Annotated in this window: 24 protein-coding genes; 22 read left to right on the top strand and 2 right to left on the bottom strand. The window is 48.9% G+C overall.

Annotated features, from left to right (window positions below; translation table 11 throughout):
• Positions 1-176: 176 nt before the first annotated feature.
• A complete protein-coding gene (locus V8F51_RS14240; protein ID WP_337100944.1) occupies positions 177-587 on the bottom strand; it encodes an ImmA/IrrE family metallo-endopeptidase in 411 nt (136 codons plus the stop codon).
• Positions 588-595: 8 nt separating this feature from the next.
• Positions 596-1,018: a helix-turn-helix domain-containing protein gene (locus V8F51_RS14235; RefSeq protein WP_337100943.1), complete on the bottom strand. Its 423-nt coding sequence runs from the start codon at positions 1,016-1,018 to the stop codon at positions 596-598.
• A gap of 247 nt (positions 1,019-1,265) precedes the next feature.
• Here V8F51_RS14235 and V8F51_RS14230 point away from each other — a divergent pair, with 247 nt between their 5' ends.
• From V8F51_RS14230 to V8F51_RS14125, 22 genes are all read left to right on the top strand, one after another.
• Positions 1,266-1,886, top strand: a complete 621-nt coding sequence (locus tag V8F51_RS14230) for an ECF-type sigma factor (RefSeq protein WP_337100942.1) — start codon at positions 1,266-1,268, stop codon at positions 1,884-1,886.
• A gap of 201 nt (positions 1,887-2,087) precedes the next feature.
• Complete coding sequence (locus V8F51_RS14225; RefSeq protein ID WP_337100941.1) at positions 2,088-2,276, top strand: hypothetical protein; 189 nt, start codon at positions 2,088-2,090, stop codon at positions 2,274-2,276.
• A gap of 3 nt (positions 2,277-2,279) precedes the next feature.
• Positions 2,280-3,596 carry a phage tail sheath family protein gene (locus V8F51_RS14220; RefSeq protein WP_337100940.1) on the top strand — a complete coding sequence of 439 codons (1,317 nt, stop codon included), beginning with the start codon at positions 2,280-2,282 and terminating at the stop codon, positions 3,594-3,596.
• Position 3,597: 1 nt separating this feature from the next.
• Complete coding sequence (locus V8F51_RS14215; RefSeq protein WP_337100939.1) at positions 3,598-4,062, top strand: phage tail tube protein; 465 nt, start codon at positions 3,598-3,600, stop codon at positions 4,060-4,062.
• Between the two features lie 35 nt (positions 4,063-4,097).
• Positions 4,098-4,520 (top strand): phage tail assembly chaperone, encoded by a 423-nt coding sequence (locus V8F51_RS14210; RefSeq protein WP_337100938.1) that lies wholly within the window; start codon positions 4,098-4,100, stop codon positions 4,518-4,520.
• 50 nt (positions 4,521-4,570) lie between these two features.
• The gene (locus tag V8F51_RS14205) at positions 4,571-4,693 is read left to right on the top strand and encodes a hypothetical protein (protein WP_337100937.1); all 123 of its coding nucleotides are present in this window, start codon (positions 4,571-4,573) and stop codon (positions 4,691-4,693) included.
• 59 nt (positions 4,694-4,752) lie between these two features.
• Entirely contained in the window at positions 4,753-6,993 is a 2,241-nt protein-coding gene (locus tag V8F51_RS14200; RefSeq protein ID WP_337100936.1) for a hypothetical protein, read from the top strand.
• Complete coding sequence (locus V8F51_RS14195) at positions 6,993-7,670, top strand: peptidoglycan-binding protein LysM (RefSeq protein ID WP_337100935.1); 678 nt, start codon at positions 6,993-6,995, stop codon at positions 7,668-7,670. The genes V8F51_RS14200 and V8F51_RS14195 overlap by 1 nt, the downstream gene beginning before the upstream one ends.
• A gap of 1 nt (position 7,671) precedes the next feature.
• Positions 7,672-8,640, top strand: coding sequence for an XkdQ/YqbQ family protein (locus V8F51_RS14190; RefSeq protein ID WP_337100934.1), 969 nt, complete (start codon positions 7,672-7,674; stop codon positions 8,638-8,640).
• Positions 8,640-8,951 carry a DUF2577 domain-containing protein gene (locus V8F51_RS14185; RefSeq protein ID WP_337100933.1) on the top strand — a complete coding sequence of 104 codons (312 nt, stop codon included), beginning with the start codon at positions 8,640-8,642 and terminating at the stop codon, positions 8,949-8,951. Before V8F51_RS14190 ends, V8F51_RS14185 begins: the two co-directional genes overlap by 1 nt.
• Before the next feature lie 32 nt (positions 8,952-8,983).
• Complete coding sequence (locus tag V8F51_RS14180; RefSeq protein ID WP_337100932.1) at positions 8,984-9,349, top strand: DUF2634 domain-containing protein; 366 nt, start codon at positions 8,984-8,986, stop codon at positions 9,347-9,349.
• Positions 9,342-10,403 carry a baseplate J/gp47 family protein gene (locus V8F51_RS14175; protein ID WP_337100931.1) on the top strand — a complete coding sequence of 354 codons (1,062 nt, stop codon included), beginning with the start codon at positions 9,342-9,344 and terminating at the stop codon, positions 10,401-10,403. Before V8F51_RS14180 ends, V8F51_RS14175 begins: the two co-directional genes overlap by 8 nt.
• Complete coding sequence (locus V8F51_RS14170) at positions 10,396-10,968, top strand: putative phage tail protein (protein ID WP_337100930.1); 573 nt, start codon at positions 10,396-10,398, stop codon at positions 10,966-10,968. Before V8F51_RS14175 ends, V8F51_RS14170 begins: the two co-directional genes overlap by 8 nt.
• Positions 10,969-10,979: 11 nt before the next feature.
• Positions 10,980-13,457: a gp53-like domain-containing protein gene (locus tag V8F51_RS14165; protein ID WP_337100929.1), complete on the top strand. Its 2,478-nt coding sequence runs from the start codon at positions 10,980-10,982 to the stop codon at positions 13,455-13,457.
• 14 nt (positions 13,458-13,471) lie between these two features.
• Positions 13,472-13,972, top strand: a complete 501-nt coding sequence (locus V8F51_RS14160; protein WP_337100928.1) for a hypothetical protein — start codon at positions 13,472-13,474, stop codon at positions 13,970-13,972.
• Positions 13,973-14,086 carry a CD1375 family protein gene (locus V8F51_RS14155; protein WP_337100927.1) on the top strand — a complete coding sequence of 38 codons (114 nt, stop codon included), beginning with the start codon at positions 13,973-13,975 and terminating at the stop codon, positions 14,084-14,086. It abuts the gene before it with no gap.
• A gap of 68 nt (positions 14,087-14,154) precedes the next feature.
• Complete coding sequence (locus V8F51_RS14150; protein ID WP_337100926.1) at positions 14,155-14,625, top strand: phage holin family protein; 471 nt, start codon at positions 14,155-14,157, stop codon at positions 14,623-14,625.
• The gene (locus V8F51_RS14145) at positions 14,612-15,364 is read left to right on the top strand and encodes a peptidoglycan recognition protein family protein (protein ID WP_337100925.1); all 753 of its coding nucleotides are present in this window, start codon (positions 14,612-14,614) and stop codon (positions 15,362-15,364) included. The genes V8F51_RS14150 and V8F51_RS14145 overlap by 14 nt, the downstream gene beginning before the upstream one ends.
• 411 nt (positions 15,365-15,775) lie before the next feature.
• Positions 15,776-17,395 (top strand): spore germination protein, encoded by a 1,620-nt coding sequence (locus tag V8F51_RS14140; protein ID WP_337100924.1) that lies wholly within the window; start codon positions 15,776-15,778, stop codon positions 17,393-17,395.
• Between the two features lie 14 nt (positions 17,396-17,409).
• Positions 17,410-18,609, top strand: a complete 1,200-nt coding sequence (locus tag V8F51_RS14135; RefSeq protein WP_337100923.1) for a Ger(x)C family spore germination protein — start codon at positions 17,410-17,412, stop codon at positions 18,607-18,609.
• A 36-nt stretch (positions 18,610-18,645) separates the two neighbouring features.
• A complete protein-coding gene (locus V8F51_RS14130) occupies positions 18,646-18,855 on the top strand; it encodes a hypothetical protein (RefSeq protein WP_337100922.1) in 210 nt (69 codons plus the stop codon).
• Between the two features lie 45 nt (positions 18,856-18,900).
• Positions 18,901-20,028, top strand: coding sequence for a GerAB/ArcD/ProY family transporter (locus V8F51_RS14125; protein ID WP_337100921.1), 1,128 nt, complete (start codon positions 18,901-18,903; stop codon positions 20,026-20,028).
• The last annotated feature ends 473 nt before the right edge of the window (positions 20,029-20,501 follow it).

The following is a 20,501-nucleotide window of genomic DNA, read 5'->3' as shown; positions in this document are numbered from 1 at the left end:
TTTGAAAGCGTACTAACCGTTTAATTGGATTTCGTACAGTCAAATGGACGGAGATAGGTCATTCAAGGTTAAAGTGACGGTTTTGACTGTATGTTATCCAATCAAAAGCCACTTAACAGGGGATCGGGCACGATTAGACTGGATGAAATACAGGCTAAACGACAAGCTCCTATTTATTAGTAATAGAACTTTTGCATCTCTGGAGGGACGCCGTTACGCCGCAGCAGCTCCTCAAGGGTTTCGCTTCTCACAGGAGCATCACCGGCGGTTAAAAGCCGGACGGCGAACTTGCTTGCCTGCCGCTCATACTTGCCTACATTAAAGAATGATTGCTCGTCCAGCCAAAACCGGTTGAATCCGGGATGCAGACGGTCATGTCCAAGCTCATGCGCGCATACGAACCGACGCCAATCTTCGGGGAGTTGTTCGTGAATAACGATGAAACGCCTGCGCAATATTTTATAATAAATGCCTCTCGTATCCTCGCCTAAATCCGCGTACCGCAAATGGATGCCAAGCCCTTCGGCTATCGTGAAAGGGTCGTTGGTCTGGAACTTTCGGATCAGCTTACGAATTAGTTTATCCATAGCAACAGCTACCTTCCGGCATCGTCAGTTCTAGCGTCCTGCGGTGCAGTCTTCTTATGCTTGTTCATTTGCTTCGCTTCCCAGAACAGTCCGGTAAGCACATCCATGACACGCTGACGGTCAGTAGGGCTCATCGGCACGCCGTCGAACATCACTTCTCCGTCGTCCTCCAGCAGTTTCTTGAAGTCGCGCTTATCTTTATACGTGGCCCATTCCGGAATAGTTGCCGTGGTATGGTCGCGGCCAAGTAAATAATCGGTTGTCGTTGTTAAAATATCCGCTATTTTCTGCAAGTCCTCGCTCGTTGGCGTAACACGGTCGTTCTCGATATGGCCGAAGTTGGAACGGCCCATTTCCAGTTTAGCAGCAATTTCCTGCTGAGTCAGCCCTCTTTCGGTGCGCAGTTCTTTGATTCTCGACCCTAGTGACATTTTGAATACCCTCCATTATTGTTATAACGGTATTTAAACTACTTGACGGTATTATAAATACCGAATACAATGAAATTCATCAGAAGGAAACATATGGCTGTCTAATGAATAGCGGGGTTGCTATTGAAAATACTTCACAGCTAGTATATTTCTCGAAGATGGTATTGTCAATACCGAAGTTTAGTTATATTTTTTTGCGTGGTAGGGTATTTAAAATACTTAAATAATAAATAGGAGGTCGTATCAAATGAATAAGGAAGAAATCGCACTTGAATTGCTGGGCTCATATCGCCGTTTGACGGCGCGCATGAAGCAGCTTGAGAAAACATCGGTCGGACCGGGCATCCGACTTAGCGCTGTGTCAGAGGACGATAAACTGCAGGAGCTGCACCGAGAGCTTCGTAAGCTGCCGACTTATATGTATCTGGACGAGAGAGAACAGCAGATTGAATCGGCTGCTCATGCGAACTTAACGAAATATCCGCTTGGGACGCGCGCGCAATTAAAGGAAGTGAAACGAATCCAGGCTTCAGCAAGCCCAGAGGACGAACAGTTGCTTAAAGAGCTGGAGGCCAAGATCAAGAAGGTGCTGGAAGCGCGGGCAGGAGCTTCCTCTTCGGAAGGATATCGTGGCGTGCTCGATAAGATTAGCGAGCTTCAGGATCTGGAGCGTCAGAAGCGGGAGATCGACGAAGCGCTTGAAGCGCTGGAGGAATGCGAGCCCCAATACGCGCAACTGTTGAAGCTTCGATATATAGAAGGAAAGCAAGCGGAGTTCGTTGCTTCAGAGCTTGGTATTGTTGATCGCACGTTCCGCAGATGGAAGCAGAAGGCTGTGCAAGAGCTTGTCCGGTTTATGTCCGCTTAATGTCCCAAGGTTGTCCGCTGGATGTCCGATATCGCCAAAAAATCCGTGCTACTATGATATTGTGCAAGAGATCATGAGCGAGGGACAAGCGGCTGAGGGATAAGCTGCTTGTCCCTTTTCTGTACCAAGCCCGAGAGGAGTGATTCATATGTAGCAGCCGGGCAGCGCGACGTAGGCTTTAGAAGATGGAGGTAAGGATCGATGAAGAAAAGCGACAGGAAAGCAGCGAAGTCGGAGCAAAGCTTCAGCAAATCACAGCTGCTTGCAGCGAGCAGGTATTCGACTTCCGAGAAAGACGTTCTAGCCGCAGTGCTGGATGGGGATGAGACTTACTCGCATGAACAAGCAGTGAAACAAATCAGCGTTTATTTGACAAAGGAGGTCATGTAGAACATGGCAGGAGGAAATTGGACAACGCAAAACAAAATTCGTCCCGGCGTTTATATTAATGTGGTCGGTGAGAAGAAGGCAGTAAGCAACATCGGTGAGAGAGGTATTGTTTCCGTCCCGTTAACGCTCGATTGGGGTCAGCCTCAGCAAATGATCGAAATCAATGCGGAGTCGGATGTATTCGGCTTGCTGGGCTACAGTCTTGACGAACCGGAGCTTGGTTGGCTTGCAAGTGCGCTGAATCGTGCGAAGACAGTTCTGGTGTATCGCTTGAATGAGGGCACGAAAGCAACGGCTGTGATCGGCAGTCTTACGACAACAGCGAAGTTCGGCGGCTTACGAGGCAATGATATCAAAGTTGCTGTTCAGGAGAACGTCGATGACAGTGATTTGTTCGATGTGATCACTTACGTATCGAACGTACAGGCGGATGTCCAGACAGTGAACAGCATCGCATCGCTTGTTCCGAATTCTTTCATTGTATTCGGCGGTACTGGCACTCTTAGCGCAACTGCGGGCACGGCGCTTGAGGGCGGTGCGAACGGCTCGATTACGAATCAGCAGCATATCGACTTCCTGTCGAAGATCGAACTGCTCGACTTCCACACGATCGCGCTCGTATCCAGCGATGATTCGCTTAAAGCGGCGTATGCGGCTTTTGCCCGTCGGCTACGCGAAGTAGAAGGCCGCAAAATCCAAGTCGTCGTTGCGAAATACGCTGCTGCGGATCATGAAGGCGTCATTAGCGTCAAAAACGGCGTTAAGCTGGCGGATGGTACGATCGTAGATGCGCAAAATGCGACGGTATGGGTGGCAGCCGCAACGGCTGGCGCTGCAATGAACAAATCATTGACTTACGATGCTTACGAGGACGCTGTCGATGCGGATATTCGCTACACGAATACGCAGATCGAGGCAGCTTTGCAAGCCGGCGAATTCGTATTCACGGCAAGCAACGGTCAAGCGATCGTCGAGCAGGATATTAATACGCTGACAACGCTAACGGCTGGCAAGAGCCAGGTATTCGCCAAAAACCGTGTCATTCGCGTGCTGGACGGCATCGCGAACGACCTTAAACATATTTTTGAAGCTTCGTACATCGGCAAGATCGACAACAGCCTAGATGGCCGCAGTTTGTTCCGCAGCGAATGCGTGAAGTATTTGGACAGCTTGCAGCGCAGCGGTGCTATTCAACAGTTCGATTCGCAGACGGATCTGACCGTTACGAGCGGGGAGTCGTCTGACAGCATCTTCATCGATGCGTATATCAAACCGGTAGACAGCGTAGAAAAAGTATATATGAAAGTGACGGTGAAGTAAGATGGCATTTTTGAACGCAGGTGATACGATTTCCGGTCAAGAGGGACGAGCGTATGCCAATATTAACGGAATTAACGAGGAAATGTTCTATATTAAGACGCTAGAGGCGAGCATCGAGAAGACGAAGGCCGAGATCAAGACGCTCGGGCATCGCGGCTTGCAGCATAAGGCGACGGGCTGGTCGGGAACGGGCAGCATGACGATCTATTACGTGACGACGAAGTTCCGCCAAATGATGCTGGACTATGTGAAGACGGGCATCGACTCCTACTTCGACGTCGTTATCGTGAATGAGGACCCGGCTTCCTCTATCGGCAAGCAGACGGTGACGCTGTATAACGTCAACCTGAACAAGGTCATTATCGGCAAGCTGGATACGGAAAGCGAGGCGCTGGAGGAAGAACTGGAGTTCACCTTCGAAGGCGTTGACATCGAAGTCCCGTTTAATAAACTTTCGAGCAATTAATCCAAAAAATCATATAAACATATCGGAGGACGAACATGAGTGAACTAAGCCTATTTTTTGCGCAACACGCGGCTGCGGAGGAGACTGAACCTTTTATCGTATCGAATCGCTTCAAGAACGCGGAGCGCGAGCCGATTGCATGGCAGCTTCGCAGTATGACCGAGGCAGAGAACGAGGAATGCCGGAAGTCGGCGACGCGCAAAGTGAAAGGTAAGAATGGGGTATTCGTACCTGAGACGAATACGGATGAATACTTGGCGAAGCTAGTCGTCAGCAGCATTCATTATCCAAACTTGAAGGATGCGGAATTGCAAAAGTCGTACGGAGTCATGGGCGCGGAAAATCTGCTTCGCACCATGCTTCGTCCAGGCGAATATGCGTCCCTTGTCCAGCGTGTGCAGGACATTAATGGTTTCAACCAAAGTTTAAACGATCTGGCTGACGACGTAAAAAACTAATTAAAGAGGGCGACGGCGAAGCGAACTACGCTTACTACGCCCTCCACGAGTTGCGAATCTTGCCCCACGAGCTGATGGCGATGTCCCGCCGCGAGAAAGCGGCTATCTATGCTATGATCGACGTCCGCATCGAAAGCGAGAAGAAGCAGCGAGCCAGATCGAAACGAAAATAAGGACGGGCAGCGCTCTCGGCACCTGAGAGCGCTCTTGCCCGTGTGAAGGGGGTGAAGGGATGTCAGATCTTGTTTCTTCTTTTACAGGGAGTGGTTCTATTGAAGTAAATGGAAGCACTCTTGCTGTGACTGGTAATTTCTTGGTAAATCTCACTAACTTTGCAGAGCAAGGGAGACTAATGCTCGAAGGCATTTCGGCTGCTAAGCAAGAAATTGAGCAAATGGATACAGAGTTCAAGAAGGCAACGACCTCAATGAACGAGTTCACGGAATCACTTAAGAAGTTGAAAGAAGCTGCAGATCAAAGCTCAGGATCAGGTGATCCGAACAATAATGGAAATAACGGTAACAATGGTAACAACGGAAATAATGGAGATAACGGTCGACGTAGTTTCCGTGAGCGTCTAGAAGATCCGTTTGAAGTTATTGCTGGATTAGGAAATATTGTTGGAGCAATAGCTGCAATAAATGAAATGACTCAGAATCAAGCGCCTCCAGAAGCAGCGCCTCCGCCAGCAGATATTGCTGCGCAAGCTGAAGAAGGGGCAACCTTGTGGGAAACGGCTATTGTCAGAGCTGGTGAAACAGCTGCTAAGATGATCGAAATGGCGATATCAGGTGCAGTGGAAGAAGATAAGATGCGGGCAATGCTTATTGCTAGAAGTGGCAGCGAGGAAGTTGGAGCTCCATTATTCGATCATATCCGTAAAAATGCGGTTGATAACGGGGTCGATGTTACGGAAGGGGTGAAGGCAGCTCTTACGCTTATGCCTGCAGCTAACGATACTTCTCAATTAGACCGTATGTCAACGATGGCTATGAAAATGTCCAAGTTCGATATTGGCGGAGGCGGTGCGGAAGGTGCAGCTTCAGCGATCAAAGATGCTATGGCCTCTGGAGACTTTTCAGACATAGCCAGTCAATTCAATATTAGTCCCGAAATCGTAGAGGGAATCGATATCGCAAAATTCACTGCGCCAGGCGAGGATAGCGTGGATGGATTCCTGAATGCGCTCGATGAAGTGCTTGTAAAGGCCAATATGGGTGAAGATGCGTTGGCTACAGCTATGAACACGCCGAGTGAACAAATTGCTGATCTGCAGAATAAAGTCAAAGCCGGATTTGCAGGAGCAGGGGCTGGGGCGATAACAGCTTTCACGCCGATTCTTACGGCAATCAATGAACTATTCAGTTCTGGTAAGCTCCAGCCATTCTTTGATATTTTCGGTGCGGGACTCTCGTTCGTAGCTCAAATGCTCGCTTCTGTAGCGGATGGCGCATTATGGTTGGTCAACCAGTTCATTGCGTATTGGCCAGCTATAGCGACTGTATTTCTATTAATCGGTTCGATGTTTTTACCAGCTATCCTTACAGCGCTTTGGGGAATGCTTGCGCCATTATGGGCAGCGATACCGCCATTGCTGGCACAGGCAGGAGCATGGCTGCTTATAAACTGGCCGATCCTTCTTATTATACTGGCGATTGGCATATTAATTGGAATTATGATTTACTTCGGCGCAGAGACGGAAGCTATTGTCGGCATTATTACCGGCGTATTCTATGCATTCTTCGCAGTATTAAAAAATCTGTTCGCTGTCTTCTGGAATATTATTTTAGATGTCGTGGGGTTCTTTGTGAATGTCTTTAATGATGCTACTTATGGCGTACGGAAGTTTTTCTTTGATTTGGTTCAGACGGTGCTCGGGTACTTTGAAGGATTGATCAATAAGCTTATCGATAACGTGAACTGGCTTATTGAAAAGTTAAACGCCATCAGCGGAGCTAAGATTCCACTGATAGCTGAATTTGAAGCCAGCGCACTGGAAAAATTCGATCCCGAGAATTATAAGGAAGGCTTTGATCTATCGAAGTACAAAATGGCGCAGACTGATGTTGGCGATGCCTTTGATAAAGGCAATAAAGCAGGTAGCGGCTTTATGAGCAATATGAATGACGGTCTTGGAGATCTAGGCGCTAAGCTTAAGGAAACAACCGCAGGTACAAAGCCAGGTGAACAGCCAGATGGTACGCAAGGTTTGGGTGGAGCCCAGCCAAACATTAACCGTGTCAATGAAGTTGGAAGCATCAACGAAACGGTTGATATCTCTAGTGAAGATTTAAAGACGATGAGGGAGCTTGCCGAGATGAAGAACATTCAAAACTTCGTATCCTTGCAGCCTAGCGTCAGCGTGCAGACCGGCGATATTAACAATGGCCACGACATTGATACGATCATTGGACGTATCGAGAAGACGCTCAATGAGCAGATAGCGACCTCCGCGGAAGGAGTGTACGCATAATGCAGATAAACAATTATTCCGAGTATGGTATTTGGCTTAGCTATAACAATCAGCAAGAGGGCTTTCGAATCCCGGTTAACCCCCCTGATATTCAAATCGGGAATTCTGTTGGCGGCAAATCTTTCGAGGTGTCCGGCTTAGGTGAGATTAACGTTATTCAGAGTCCGAAGCTGACAGATATTTCATTCAAAAGCATATTCCCGGCAAATCATTATGCTTTCGTCGCAAGTCAGGCTTTGTACGATCCGGTATATTACGTGAACTTAATTCTGAATTGGATGAAAACAAAGCATCCGATCCGATTCGTCTTCACTGGCGCGTCATTCGATCTCAATATGGCTGTAAGCATCGAGAAATTCGAGTGGGCGGAAATCGCGGGTTCCTCGGATATCGAATACAGTATCGGGTTGAAGAAGTTTGTTTTTTACGGCGCTCGGAAAGTGATATTGGGTAATAATCAAACCGGTGTTAAGAAGCAGGTGAGTCGACCTTCAGAACGTCAGATACCTAAAACTTATCGTATGAAAGAAGATGAGTCGCTTCTGGATGTGGCTAAGCTGCAGCTTGGAAATGCAAATCTATGGCGAAGTCTACAATATGCGAATGGTATTCCGGACTACTTGCTTAATGAAAAAGATGGTCTTATCGGTAGAATCCTCAAGCTAAGGGAGTTATGAGATGCTAGAGATACTAATCGATAACCGAAACGGCAATGTGTGGGACATTACGAGCATTGTTCCGTCACTGACCTACAAGACGAAGCGAATCGGATCTGCATCCAGTTTAAGTTTGACGCTTGTTAAGGGCAGCTTGTTCCAAAGCGATGTATTTGCGGTGAACGTTGGTGACGTTATTCGCGTGATGAAAGACGGGATTGGGGTCTTTTATGGCTATGTGTTCGATATTGATTCTGGTAAGGACGAGAGCGTGTCGATTACGGCGTACGACCAAATCCGGTATTTGCTCGCTAATGACACCTACGTGTTCACCAATATTACCGCGTCGGATATCGTGAAGAAAATTGCATCCGATTTTAAGCTGCAGCTGGGAACGATATCGGATACGGGCTACAAAATCCCGAAAATGTCGGAAGACAATAAGAAGCTGCTCGACATTATTTGCAAGGCACTGGACCTGACGGTTATTAATGAAAGAGGAAACTTCTTTCTATATGATGATTTCGGCAAATTGTCTCTTCGCAATATTAAGGAGATGAAGCTGGATTTCGTTGTCGGCGACTGGAGCTTGATGCACGATTATGGTTATAAACGTTCGATAGACAGCGATACGTATAACTATATTAAAGTGTATCAGGACAATAAGAAGACGGGGAAGCGGGATATTCATCTTGGCCAAGACAGCGCGAATATCGCCAAGTGGGGCAGGCTCCAACTGTACCAGCAGGCGGATGAGAAAATGAATGAGGCGCAGATCAAGACATTTGTCGATCAGTTGTTGACTTTAAAAAACCGCGAGCAGAAGACTCTCAGCATCGAAGCGCTTGGCGATCTTCGTGTTCGGGCAGGCTTCTATATTCCAATCGTGATTCAAGAGCTTGCGATTAGCCAGTATTTTCTCGTGGAAGACTGTACCCATAAGTTCGATGCGGATGCGCATACAATGAGTCTGGAATTGAGGGTGATTTAATGGCATTGTTGGATTCGATCAAAAAAGCAGGTGCCGCAGCTTATGCGGCAGGCAATCCGATGGCCGTCCTGGTGGGAAAAGTAACGAACCTAAATCCTCTGGAAGTGAACGTGGATCCACGTTTCACGCTGCCGGAGGATTTTTTGATTTTACCGGAAAGTTTAACGAGGTTTGAAGTGGACCTGGGAGAGTCAGCGACGGGGGGCAAGGTTGTTATTCGCAAGGGGCTGGAGGCTGGCGATGCCGTGCTACTTCTTCGCGTACAGGGCGGACAACAATACGTTGTACTCGATAAGTTGGTACGCCCATGATTCCGCAGGGGACAAGCTTGGGCGGATCAGAATTGACAGAACAGGCTGAGACGAGCAAGACGTATAAGCTGGATACTGTGGCGAATCGCATCATTGGTCTAACCGATGGGCCGGATGCTGTGAGGCAATCGGTCTTTAAAATTTTGCAAACGGAACGTTATCGATTCTTTTGCTATAGCGCTGACTACGGTGTTGAATTGGAAGGTTTGGTTGGCGCTGATCCGGCGTTTGTTCGTTCGGAGATTAAACGAAGGATAAGTGAAGCTCTGCTTCAAGATGATCGGATTAGTGAAGTGAATGATTTTTCAATCGAGATCGATGCTGATGTGGCAAAGGCGACCTTTACCGTTGTATCTGACTTTAGGAGCTTTCGAGAGGAGGTGAGGCAAGATGTATGAGGACGTTACATTTAGTACACTGCTGCAGCGTATGCTGGATCGCGTGCCTAATGATGTGGACAAGCGTGAAGGCAGCATCATCTATGACGCGTTAGCCCCAGCGGCGGCAGAATTAGGAGAAATGTACGCGCAATTGGATATCCAGATGGCGTTAACCTTTGGCGACACGGCCAGCGGTGAGTATCTGAGTAGGCGTACAGCGGATTTCGGTATTACAAGGCAATCAGCCACGAAAGCGAAGCGACTGGGACGGTTTTATGGAGAGGGAGATGGGCCGTTCGAGATTCCAGTTGGCAGCCGGTTTTCGGTTAGCCAATTGAACTTCAAGGTATTAGAACGTATTGCTGATGGTCAATACGAGCTCGAATGCGAGTCCGTCGGCCGCAGTGGTAATGAGCCATATGGCGCTATGCTCCCTATCGATTATGTGAACGGGCTTGCGTCGGCTGTACTGCAAGACATATTGGTGCCAGGCGAGGATGAGGAGTCGGATGAACAGCTGCGCAGTCGCTTTTTTGAAGAGATACAAAGTCCGGGTACGAGCGGCAATCAGTCCGATTATCGGAAATGGGCGCTATCGATTGCAGGTGTTGGCGATGTGAGGGTAGAGCCGCTGTGGAACGGGCCTGGGACGGTTCGCGTTGTAGTCATTGACAGCAACAAACAACCTGCGAGCAGCCAGCTTGTGCAGGATGTGCAGCAGTATATTAGTCCTACGGCTGGAGCTGGTGAAGGGGTTGCGCCGATCGGCGCGAACGTCTCAGTCACTGCCGCGCAAGGCGTAGTGATTAACGTATCGGCTAACGTTGTGCTAAATGGTACAGCCAATTTGGAAACGGTGAAGACTGCTTTTAGTGAAACATTGGAAGCGTATTTGCGGGGCATTGCGTTCTCTAGTGATCCGTCACCTAAGTATGTACGCATCGGATCGATGCTGCTTGACGTACCGGGTGTTCATGACTTTGAGAGCTTGACGGTGAACGGTGGCGAGGTAAATGTGTCCGTATTGCCTGGGCAGGTTGCTATTATCGGGGAGGTGGCCTTGAGTGAATGATTTGACGAGTCCTATGGGGCGCGAATGGCTAGGCCACCTGCCTAGCTTTTATGAGGACAATAAAGAGTTTCGATTGTTAGCCGAGGCTGAAGGTGAAGAGTTAGATGGCCTTGTGAAGGCTATTGAAGCTGGCTTCGATCAGCGATTCGTTGATTCAGCCACATGGGGGTTGGCTAGGTGGGAGCGGGAGCTTGGCATTAAGCCATCCGCAGGCCAACCTTATGATCAGCGCAGATCGGTCATCCGCTCGAAATTGCGTGGGACGGGGACGGTAACGGCGCGACTGATTAAGTCGGTAGCGGAGGCTTATGCGAATGGGGAAGTCGAGGTGATTGAGGATAACGCGGTCTATAAAGTATCGATCAGCTTTATTTCAACACTAGGTGTTCCTCTGAATCTAGCAGATCTGGAGCAAGCGATTCGTAATGTGCTGCCGGCTCATTTGGTTGTTAAATATGTGTTTAGGTTTCTAACATGGAACGAGATCACATTTACTTCGAAACCGTGGGACGCGTGGGATGCACTCGAACTTACATGGAACGAAATGGAAGTATATAAAGTATAGGAGGACGACAAATGCCGGATATTACTCCGCGAATTGGTTTAAAGAAACCGCTAGGGAATGAAGTCTTTAGTCGTGCGGGATATAACGAAAATCTAGATACTCTCGAAACAGTCGCCGAAACGCAGGCGGGAGCGCAAGCGAAGGCATCCGCAGCAGTCGCACCAGTGACGGCACGCCTCGACGCTCAAGAGGCGGAGCTAAACACGACGATTCCGCTTGTACAAGGTGCGCAAACGGTACTAGGCGGAAAGGCGGCGGCATTCGCGTTCCCTCGTATTGACGGACGCTCACAGGTTAACGGTCTCGGATTTTATGGGAATTTCTCGTCGACAAGCGGGTGGAATGGGTTCGGTAGCGGTACGCTTGCGGCGGCCGGTAACGTTATAACGGTTACTGGTAACGGAACGATAACAAATCCACAAATTGCGCGAAATGTCTCGCTCGCTACTCCAATAGTAGGCGATAAGATATTTTTGCGGGCATATATGCGGCAAGTGAGCGGCGCGCCTACTTCGCTTCAACTCGTTATCTATGACAACGTACTGCAGTACACAGCACAGGCCGTGGCCTCTCCCGTTCTAGGTACGTGGTATCAACTCGCGGGCGTTATAACCGTTACACAATCTCTTATTGATAATTGGGCTAACGCCCGCGTAACGGCAATGTCAATCTATTCGTCAGCGACAGCCTCTAACGGTTTTAAAACGGACATTCGGGAAGTCGCCATTTTTCCACTTCCGGCAGCAGACGCAGCTCTAACGCGCGACCAGTTGCTCGTAAAGTATCCATGGACGGGAACCGGACTAAACTCCGTCGTTAATCCGTCGGTTACGAGCATACAGGACAATTTGCTCCCGCCGTTTAACGAGTGGACGAACAGAGCGGCGGGCATAGTTCCCTCCGTGTATAACGCTACAATAGTCGCCAGTTCAACGGCGGGCGTGAATATGTGGCACGAAATGACCGTTAAGGCCGGAGAGACGTATACGTACAGCGTAACGCACACGGGGCGTACAGCAATCGACTTCACGGCGGGCGGCGTATCAATCTCATCTCCGACCGGATGGAGCGCAGCGCAAAACCTCACCGTAACCGTTCCAGCAGGTGCGGAAACAATGCGCGTATTTGTATCAAACGGAAATTTGGTCGGTACGTTTACTTTTTCCAATCCGATGCTAGTTAAAGGCACCGTTTCGCAAACGCATAAACCGCAGGTTAAGTCGACGTTAACGTTCCATACACGCTTACATGGATTGCCGGACGGGACCGTATCAGACGATGTTCGTTATATCGATGGTAAGGCGGTAAAGCGTAAGCGCGTCGAAAAGTTGGTTCTCGACGGTTCGCTCGCGTGGGTTTGGAATGCAGACGCTACGGGATATAAGTCCGCAAAGGTGTTGATTGCTACGCCGATCGATTATAAGGGAACGGTAACGAAGTACGACGGTAAGGTCTTGCTAAGGACGGGAACGGCGACAGCGGCGGATCAATCGATAGTACGGGCGTCCGATAGCTCCCTGTATATTACCATAGCCGACGCAGATTCCGGGTGGGGGGAGTCGTACGAACCGACCGCCGCCGAGATCAAAGCGTATTTTAACGGTTGGCGTATGTTTCTTTGGGGCGGCGCGCCGAACGTTCCGTACAACGGAACAGGATCTAAGGGTTGGGCTAAAATCTATTTCGGTATCGGTTCGGACAATTTTGGGTCAGTAAGCGGTAGCGCAATACAGACTTTGCCAACAACCGCGAATGATCAAGGGTTTACTCCGTACCAAGTTCATTATCAGCTCGCAGACTCCGTTTATGAAGAAGTGCCAACGTCCGGCGCACTTGTTATCGAGTCCGGTGACAATCACGTCGTAGCTCCCGTCGCGAACATTCCGGCGCAATCAATGACGATTACGTACGCAGCTACCGCATATAGCGCGCTTGCCGAGCTGCAGCGGGCGCTCGCCGGAGTTATGGACGGACGAACGGCAAAAATGTCTACGGCAAATTTGTTCTCGGAGGATCAAGGGGTAAAACGAGCGCGTCCGACGTTTTACTTATGGGATACGGAGATAGGGTCAAAGGCCGCGAGCATCCACGCATACGAAAACGCGTTAGTAGTTAAAGGTCGAAACAACGTGGATAACGCCAATCTAGGCGAGGTTTTTCGTGTGAATTTAGACACAGGCGAGGCATACGCAGGTAGCGGTGGCACTAATAAGGTTTGGCATGACGGAAACGCAGCGCTAAGCCTCACAGGAAACGGTTATCAAAAGCTCCCTAGCGGTGTAATCATACAATGGGGTGTAGCAGCCGCGACAACTACGCTATCCACCGTAACGCTGCCAATCGCGTTTCCAAACTCGGTATTTTCCGTGTCGGCGACAGCCACAGGCACGACGGGGATATACGCAACTGTCAACGCGGCGGGGCTTACGAGCTTTAGCGTGAGGTCGAGTGCCAGTTCAAACGTGAATTGGATCACAATCGGATGGTAGGAGAGGAGACGAATATGAGCGAACCAAATAATTATGAACTTCAGCAGAAGTCGCAGTATTACGCCGATTTTAATGAGTCGGGTAATATAGCGGCTTTTTATGTTGACGAGATACACCGTGGAAATATTCCGGAAGCAGCGCTCCCGATTACGTTCGAAGAGTGGCAGACATTCAGTGCGAACGCGAACGCCTATAAGCTAGACGGCGAGACGATTCGCGAGAAGACGGAGCAGGAAATCGCGGAAGAATCTACAGATCTACCTCTTGTCTTGGAATCGACAGAGCAGAATGTAGATAGACTTGAAAATGACAATATTGCAACGATGTTAGCTTTGGCTGAGGCATACGAGACGAGCGTTAGAAATAATGCTCAACGTGAACAGGAGAGCCTTGATACGATGTTAGCTTTAACCGAAGCTTACGGCCTTGTCATTGAACAGCAAGCAACGATCGAATCCTTAACGACACGTTTGGAAGTTTTAGAAACCGTATTTGCCTTGGAGGTGAGTGATTAGATGGCGACGATATATGCAACGTTAATTCGCAAAGGATTGAAGACTATTGGGGATGTACCAGTAGGTAAACGGGAGGAAGTAGAAGCCATTTTGACAGCCGATGATAGTGTTTAAGTTCGAATAGGAATATAGAAGCTCCGCTCACGCGGGGCTTTCTTTATTTAGAAAGGGGGAGTAAGGTAATGAATCAACTGAAAGAAGCATTGTCAACGATATTGATTGCCGCAATCGGAACAGGCGGCAAAGAAACCGCCCTCAGCAGCTCCATCGCTGCCGCGGGCGTTATTGTTTCCGGCTGGCTAGGCGGCTGGGACAAAGCGCTGCAAGTATTGTTGCTGCTCATGCTAGTTGACTACGTCACTGGCGTACTTGGTGCAATTAAGACGAAGCTAATCGACAGCGAAGTCATGTTCTGGGGCGGTGTTCGCAAGATTACGGTGTTGTTCGTGATCGGGCTTGCCGCGTTGATGGATGATTGGGTGCAGCCAGGCGTTCCGATCTTTCGCACGGCGGCTGTCTATTTCTACGCGGGTCGGGAAGGGCTATCCGTTATCGAGAATCTCGGTACGATCGGCGTGCCGCTTCCCGGCAAGCTCAAGCAGTTCTTAGCCCAACTGAGCGACAAGGGAGAGACGAAGAATGGGAATGGTTAACTACGTTGTCGATCACATCCCGCTCTCCACGCCTTTCAATCGCAGACCGGCGCATCCGATGCTGCAACCAACGACGATTACGGTGCACAATACGGGCAATCCAACGAGTACCGCTAGAAATGAGAGAGACTGGCTAACAAATCCTACGAATAGCCGAACCGCTTCTTATCACATTGTCATTGACGAGCATCAAGCGATCGAGTGCATCCCGCTCTCTGAGAATAGCTGGCACGCAGGTGATGGCAGCGTGCCGGCGAGCGGTAACCGGACTTCGATCTCTGTCGAAATATGCGAGAGCGGTAACTACGCGCAGACGCTAGACCATGCAGCTGAACTCATCGCTAAGCTATTAGCTGAGCGAGGCTGGGGAATCGACCGGCTTCGCAGGCATTTTGACTGGTCGGGCAAAATATGTCCTAGGCTTATGTACGACAAAGGAAAATGGACAGGCTGGCTGCAATTCAAGCAGCAGGTAGCCGCCGAGCTGACACAATTAGATTCAGGGGGAGAGACGATGACGAAGGAAGAGAAAGCGTTACTGGAAAGTCTCAAGACGACGGTCACCCATTTGGCAGAACGCGTTGTCTATCTAGAAAACAAACAAAGAATGAACATACCGGCTTGGGCGCAAGCGGCAGTGGATTCTGCTGTAGGCGCTGGCCTTATTCATAAACCCGATGAGGGGTCGGAGGATTTCTACCGACTCCTTACCATTATTCACCGCAAAGGTCTAATCTGAACAAGCATGAGCGCCGCCTCGAGAAATATTCAATCTTTGCGTGCTGCTTCCCTACATTAGCATTCACCAACCTAACGAGTAGGGAAGTACGCCGCTCATCACGAAGGAGAACTACTATAGCGCCCTTTTGGGACGTTATTTTCAATTCTTCAACTCCCGGAATCGATTTAGTGTCCTTTCGTAAAACTAAATTGAACTTTTCGAGTCTTTTAAGCAAAACCTCCAATTTAGTTCGACTAAATGCTGTTAAACCCGATTAATCCCCTATTACTCAAAATTAGTTTGACAAAATCGAACTATTGCCGCATCCATCACAATCCTTAGCGACATCCACTGTCGAAGCCGTTTATCCGTAAGCCCTGATGGTCATAATGGGTAAAAGACCATCATGAGAATCGGAGTCGGTACATTATGCCAAAGCGCCCTATGCGTCCCATGTTTTCTTCTCGCGCAAAATCGTCCACGAGCTCTGATAATGAAAAAAACTCTTTCGAGCCATATCCGCCTCACGAGCATAGCGACAAGCCGATTGATCCCGATGTTAAGGTCAACATGGAGCGGGTTTGGAGCGAGTTGGGCGGCAGCGATGATCTCGTACTGCGTGAAATTCGATACGAAGGCAGCGAGAAGATCGCAGCTGCAGTCGTCTATATGGATGGGATGGCGGATAGCGCCATTATTAATAGTTATATTTTTGACGTATTGAAGTTCAGCATATCGCCCAATCAAAGCTCCAATGACAGTAACAGCGAACCTGAAGCTGAAGCTGCTGCGAACAAAAAAGGGCTGGCACAGTCGTTGCTCCAAGGAATCGGTTCGATCCATCCCGTTCCAGATATGGCCAATCTATATCGCAACCTGCTCTCTGGAGAAGCGATCATCCTGCTCGATGGCAGCAACGAAGCGTATCGCGCCGACATTCGGCAGTGGAAGGGAAGAGACGTTACCGAATCGACGAACCAGACGTCCATCCGTGGACCGAGGGAGAGCTTCACGGAGACACTGCGCACCAACACGTCGCTCGTTCGCCGGAAAATCAAGGATCCGAGATTATGGCTGGAGACGATTACGATCGGACGCGTGACAAAGACGGATGTGACGCTTCTATATTTGAACGGGATTGCCAAGCCATCGGTCGTTGCAGAAGCACGCAGACGTCTAAGGACGATCGACATAGACGGTATTCTCGAGGGCGGATATATTGAGGAGCTTATTGAGGATGCCAAATTCTCGTTGTTCCCTACAGTCTATAATACGGAGCTGCCGGATAGCGTAGCGGGCGCATTGCTGGAAGGGAAAGTAGCGATTATGGTCGACGGGACACCGAATGCGCTCGTCGTGCCGGCTCAGCTCGTTACGTTTTTCCAATCGACTGAGGACTACTACCAGCGCTGGAGCTATGCGAGCATGCTTAGGCTGCTGCGCTTCATCAGCGTATTCATCTCGCTGTTGTTCCCATCAATGTATATTGCGATTACGACGTTTCATCGCGATATGTTGCCAACTTCTCTGCTTATAAGCTTAGCTGCACAGAGGGAGGGCGTACCTTTCCCGGCGTTTATCGAGGCGCTTGCGATGGAGCTTACATTTGAGATCTTGCGGGAGGCAGGGCTCCGGATGCCAAGGGCGATCGGCCAAGCCGTCTCTGTCGTTGGCACGCTCGTAATCGGCCAGGCGGCGGTGGAGGCTGGCATTGTATCTGCGGCAATGGTCATTGTCGTATCAGTCACGGCCATCTCGACCTTTACACTGCCGGCTTATACGATGTCAATTCCTATTCGAATGCTGCGTTTTCTATTTATGGGGGTGGCTGCAAGCTTTGGTTTGTTTGGTATTATTATGGGCTTGTTCGTCTTAATCCTGCATTTGTGCTCGTTGCGTTCTTTTGGCGAACCGTTCATGGCCCCATTCACGCCTTTTTCGACCGCAGATAATCGGGATACACTGATTCGCATGCCTCGTTGGCTTACTTCTAATCGACCTGGCAGCGCGCAGTCGGGCAACCGGGTTAGACTGAAGCGGCGAACCTGAGGAGGCGTGATGCAATGTCAACTATACGCGAACGAATACAGAAGACGCTTCTGCTCTTGCTATGCGTGCTGATGCTGTCCGGCTGCTGGAGCAGACGTGAGCTAAATGAGTTAATGATCGTGTTAGGTATCGGATTAGACTGGGAGGATGGCGAATTTCTTGTTTCTTTCCAGGTCGTCAATCCTAGCGAAATTTCGACGATGCCCAAGGGTGGCGAGCGCCCCCCGATGACACTCTACCAGTCTAAGGGAAAGACGTTATTCGAAGCGGCGCGCTCTTTAACTGCTGAAGCACCGCGCAAGGTATATATGGGGCATTTGCAAATCTACGTCATTGGCGAGGAGCTTGCGAGAATGGGAATCAGCAATTTTATTGACAACTCTTTGCGGGATAACGAGCTTCGAATGGACTCCAACCTCATTATTGCGAAAGGAATGAAGGCACAGGATTTATTGAAGCTATTCACACCGCTAGAGAGGCTGCCGACCCAGAACATGCTTCATTCTTTGCAGACGTCGGAGAAGTCCTGGGCGCCTACGGTATCGGTCAACCTCGACGATCTATTAAATAAATTATCTACGCATGGCGAGGAGCTGGCTGTAACCGGCATTCAGCTTGTAGGCACCAAGAAGAAAGCCTCGAGCAAACAAAATGTTGAGACTTATATGCCTTCTACCCGATTTCGATATACCGGCATTGCCGTGTTTAAGACAGATAAGCTAATCGGTTGGTTGAATGAGCAGGAGAGTAAAGGCTTCACCGATATTAGCGGTAAATTGAAAAGCACCTCAATCGAACTGCCTTGCGGAGAGAATAGCTATATTGGGATTGAAGTCACGTCTTCCAACTCCAAAATTAAAATGGAAATAAAAAATGGGCAGCCGGAGGCGCATATCCAAATTAGAACAGAAGCTAATATCGTGGACCGTATGTGTAAAAACATTGATTTAGAGGATCCCGCGACCATTCAAGAGCTGAACGAAGAAATTAAGGTGGTCATCCAGAACAATGCCGAAGCTTCTATTAAAAAGGCGCAAAAGCTAAAGTCTGATATTTTTGGATTCGGCAGTACGCTAGGCAGGCAGCATCCGCAGTTTTGGAAGCCAATTATGAAAGAATGGAATGAAGAATGGTTTCCGGGCCTGAAGGTTCAATACCACGTTGAATCTCATATTCGTAAGCTGGGCACGACGAGCAACACAACGATGTATTAGAGTAGTTAACGCAGTAACACGGGAGGGAGACGGAGCATGTCATCGTTAATCGGGGTAATTGCGCTGGCAGCAGTCGTTGCCTTGCTGGACATCCCTCCCCTTGTGCGGAAGAGCAGGAAACGGGAACTGTTCGTATATATCGTACTGCTTCTGACGGCAACGGCTCTTTATAGCGCACTGGTAATGGAAGTGAAGCTTCCTAATCCTTATGCTATTTTGGAGATCGTATATAAACCTTTTAAATAGCGTAAGCAGAAGTGGCAGACGAATGAGGATGGGAGGGGAATCGCGATGAGCAAATACAATAATGCGAAAATATCAATGCGTCAATTCGCGATCTTAATTGCGTTCGGTTCTATAGGCGACTCCATCCTCATCATTCCGACGCTTACCGCCAAGCTTGCAGGGCAAGACGCATGGATATCGATGCTGATAAGTTTTGTACCGGGCTTCGCGACGGCTCTTCTCTATGTTGCGATTGCGAATAAGCTCCAAGGAGACGGACTTATTCATTACGTACAGAAGTCGCTTGGCGTTTGGTTCGGAAGTGTGGTTGGTCTGTTGTTTCTGTTCTACTTTTTTTTCTGTCATGTGACGTTAACAAGCGAGATGAGCCAGTTCATGACGACGCAGATGATTCCGGAAACACCTGCTAACGCGGTCATCATATTGTTCATGACAGTCGTCATTATTGCATACCGCTATGGGGTGGAAGCTTTCGCCCGAATGGGAGAGCTGCTTTTCCCAATCTTCGTGCTGTTCTTCTTGTTTCTTGTGGTACTCCTGCTGCCTCAGATTGAGACAGATAACCTGAAACCAATAATGGCGAAAGGCCTTATTCCAGTAATTAATGGCATGAGGCAGCCCTATACCGTCGGTTTTACAGAGATGATTGTTTTACTGATGATCGCTCCCCGCGTTATCGGCGCGAACAAGATGAGGCCCATTATGACCGGATTTGTCATCAGCGCTGCAGTGCTGATCATTACGATGCTGCTTTGCGTGTATGTGCTTGGCCCTAATTTGATGGTAACCAAATTTTATCCGACCTTCGTGCTTGCGCAAAAGCTAACGATCGGCAATTTTTTGGAGCGAATGGAGGCCGTATTGGCATTCATTTGGATCATTACGGTCTATTTTAAAACACTGCTATTTTTCTACGCTTTGGTGCAAGGCATTGCCGAGCTGCTGCGATTGAAGGAAAGCAATATGCTGACGATACCGCTTGGGATGATCATACTTGTGTTTTCAACCATGGTGATGCCAAATACGACGACCTATTACTACATCCTTTATCATTATTGGGCGTGGTTCGATATAACCTTTTGTGTGGTGCTGCCGCTGCTCTTGCTTGGTTGGATTTATGCGAAAGGAATGTTCAGCAAGGGGGAGAAGAAGGGCACTGGACCATCTAAATGAGCATGAAAGTGGACTGGCGCGAGGATGATTGGCTCTAGGTGTGGGCTCCAGGCAAAAATGAGCAAACGCACAATTTATATAATCGCCTATACCGATTGTACGTTTATACATAGGATACTGTACCTTAAGAAAAAGGAGATGAACAAATGAGCTATGGAGTAGCAGGTGCAAACACTGGACACTGTGCACCATCTTACCCTGTTGCAGGTGTTGGAACTGGACCTTGCGGAACTGGAGTCGGCGGCGCATTCTCGGGCTTAGGAATTATACTTGTACTTTTCATTCTGCTTGTAATTATATCCCGTGCTTGCCTGTTTTAGTAAACCAACGCTTGCTTGCTAATCAGTATAAATGCGTATCCGCTATTTAATGGCAGGATCAAACTTATAAGTTTGATATTCCGAAAATAAAAACCCCCAGTCGACTGGGGGTTTTGCCATGCCATGAAGTGTCTTGCCGAGCCGAATAGTAGG

The organism is Paenibacillus sp. YIM B09110, from assembly GCF_037167145.1.
In the GTDB taxonomy this organism is placed as follows: Bacteria; Bacillota; Bacilli; order Paenibacillales; family Paenibacillaceae; genus Pristimantibacillus.
Note: the sequence above shows the minus strand (reverse complement) of the source record. Positions and strands in the feature narration are given on the sequence as shown.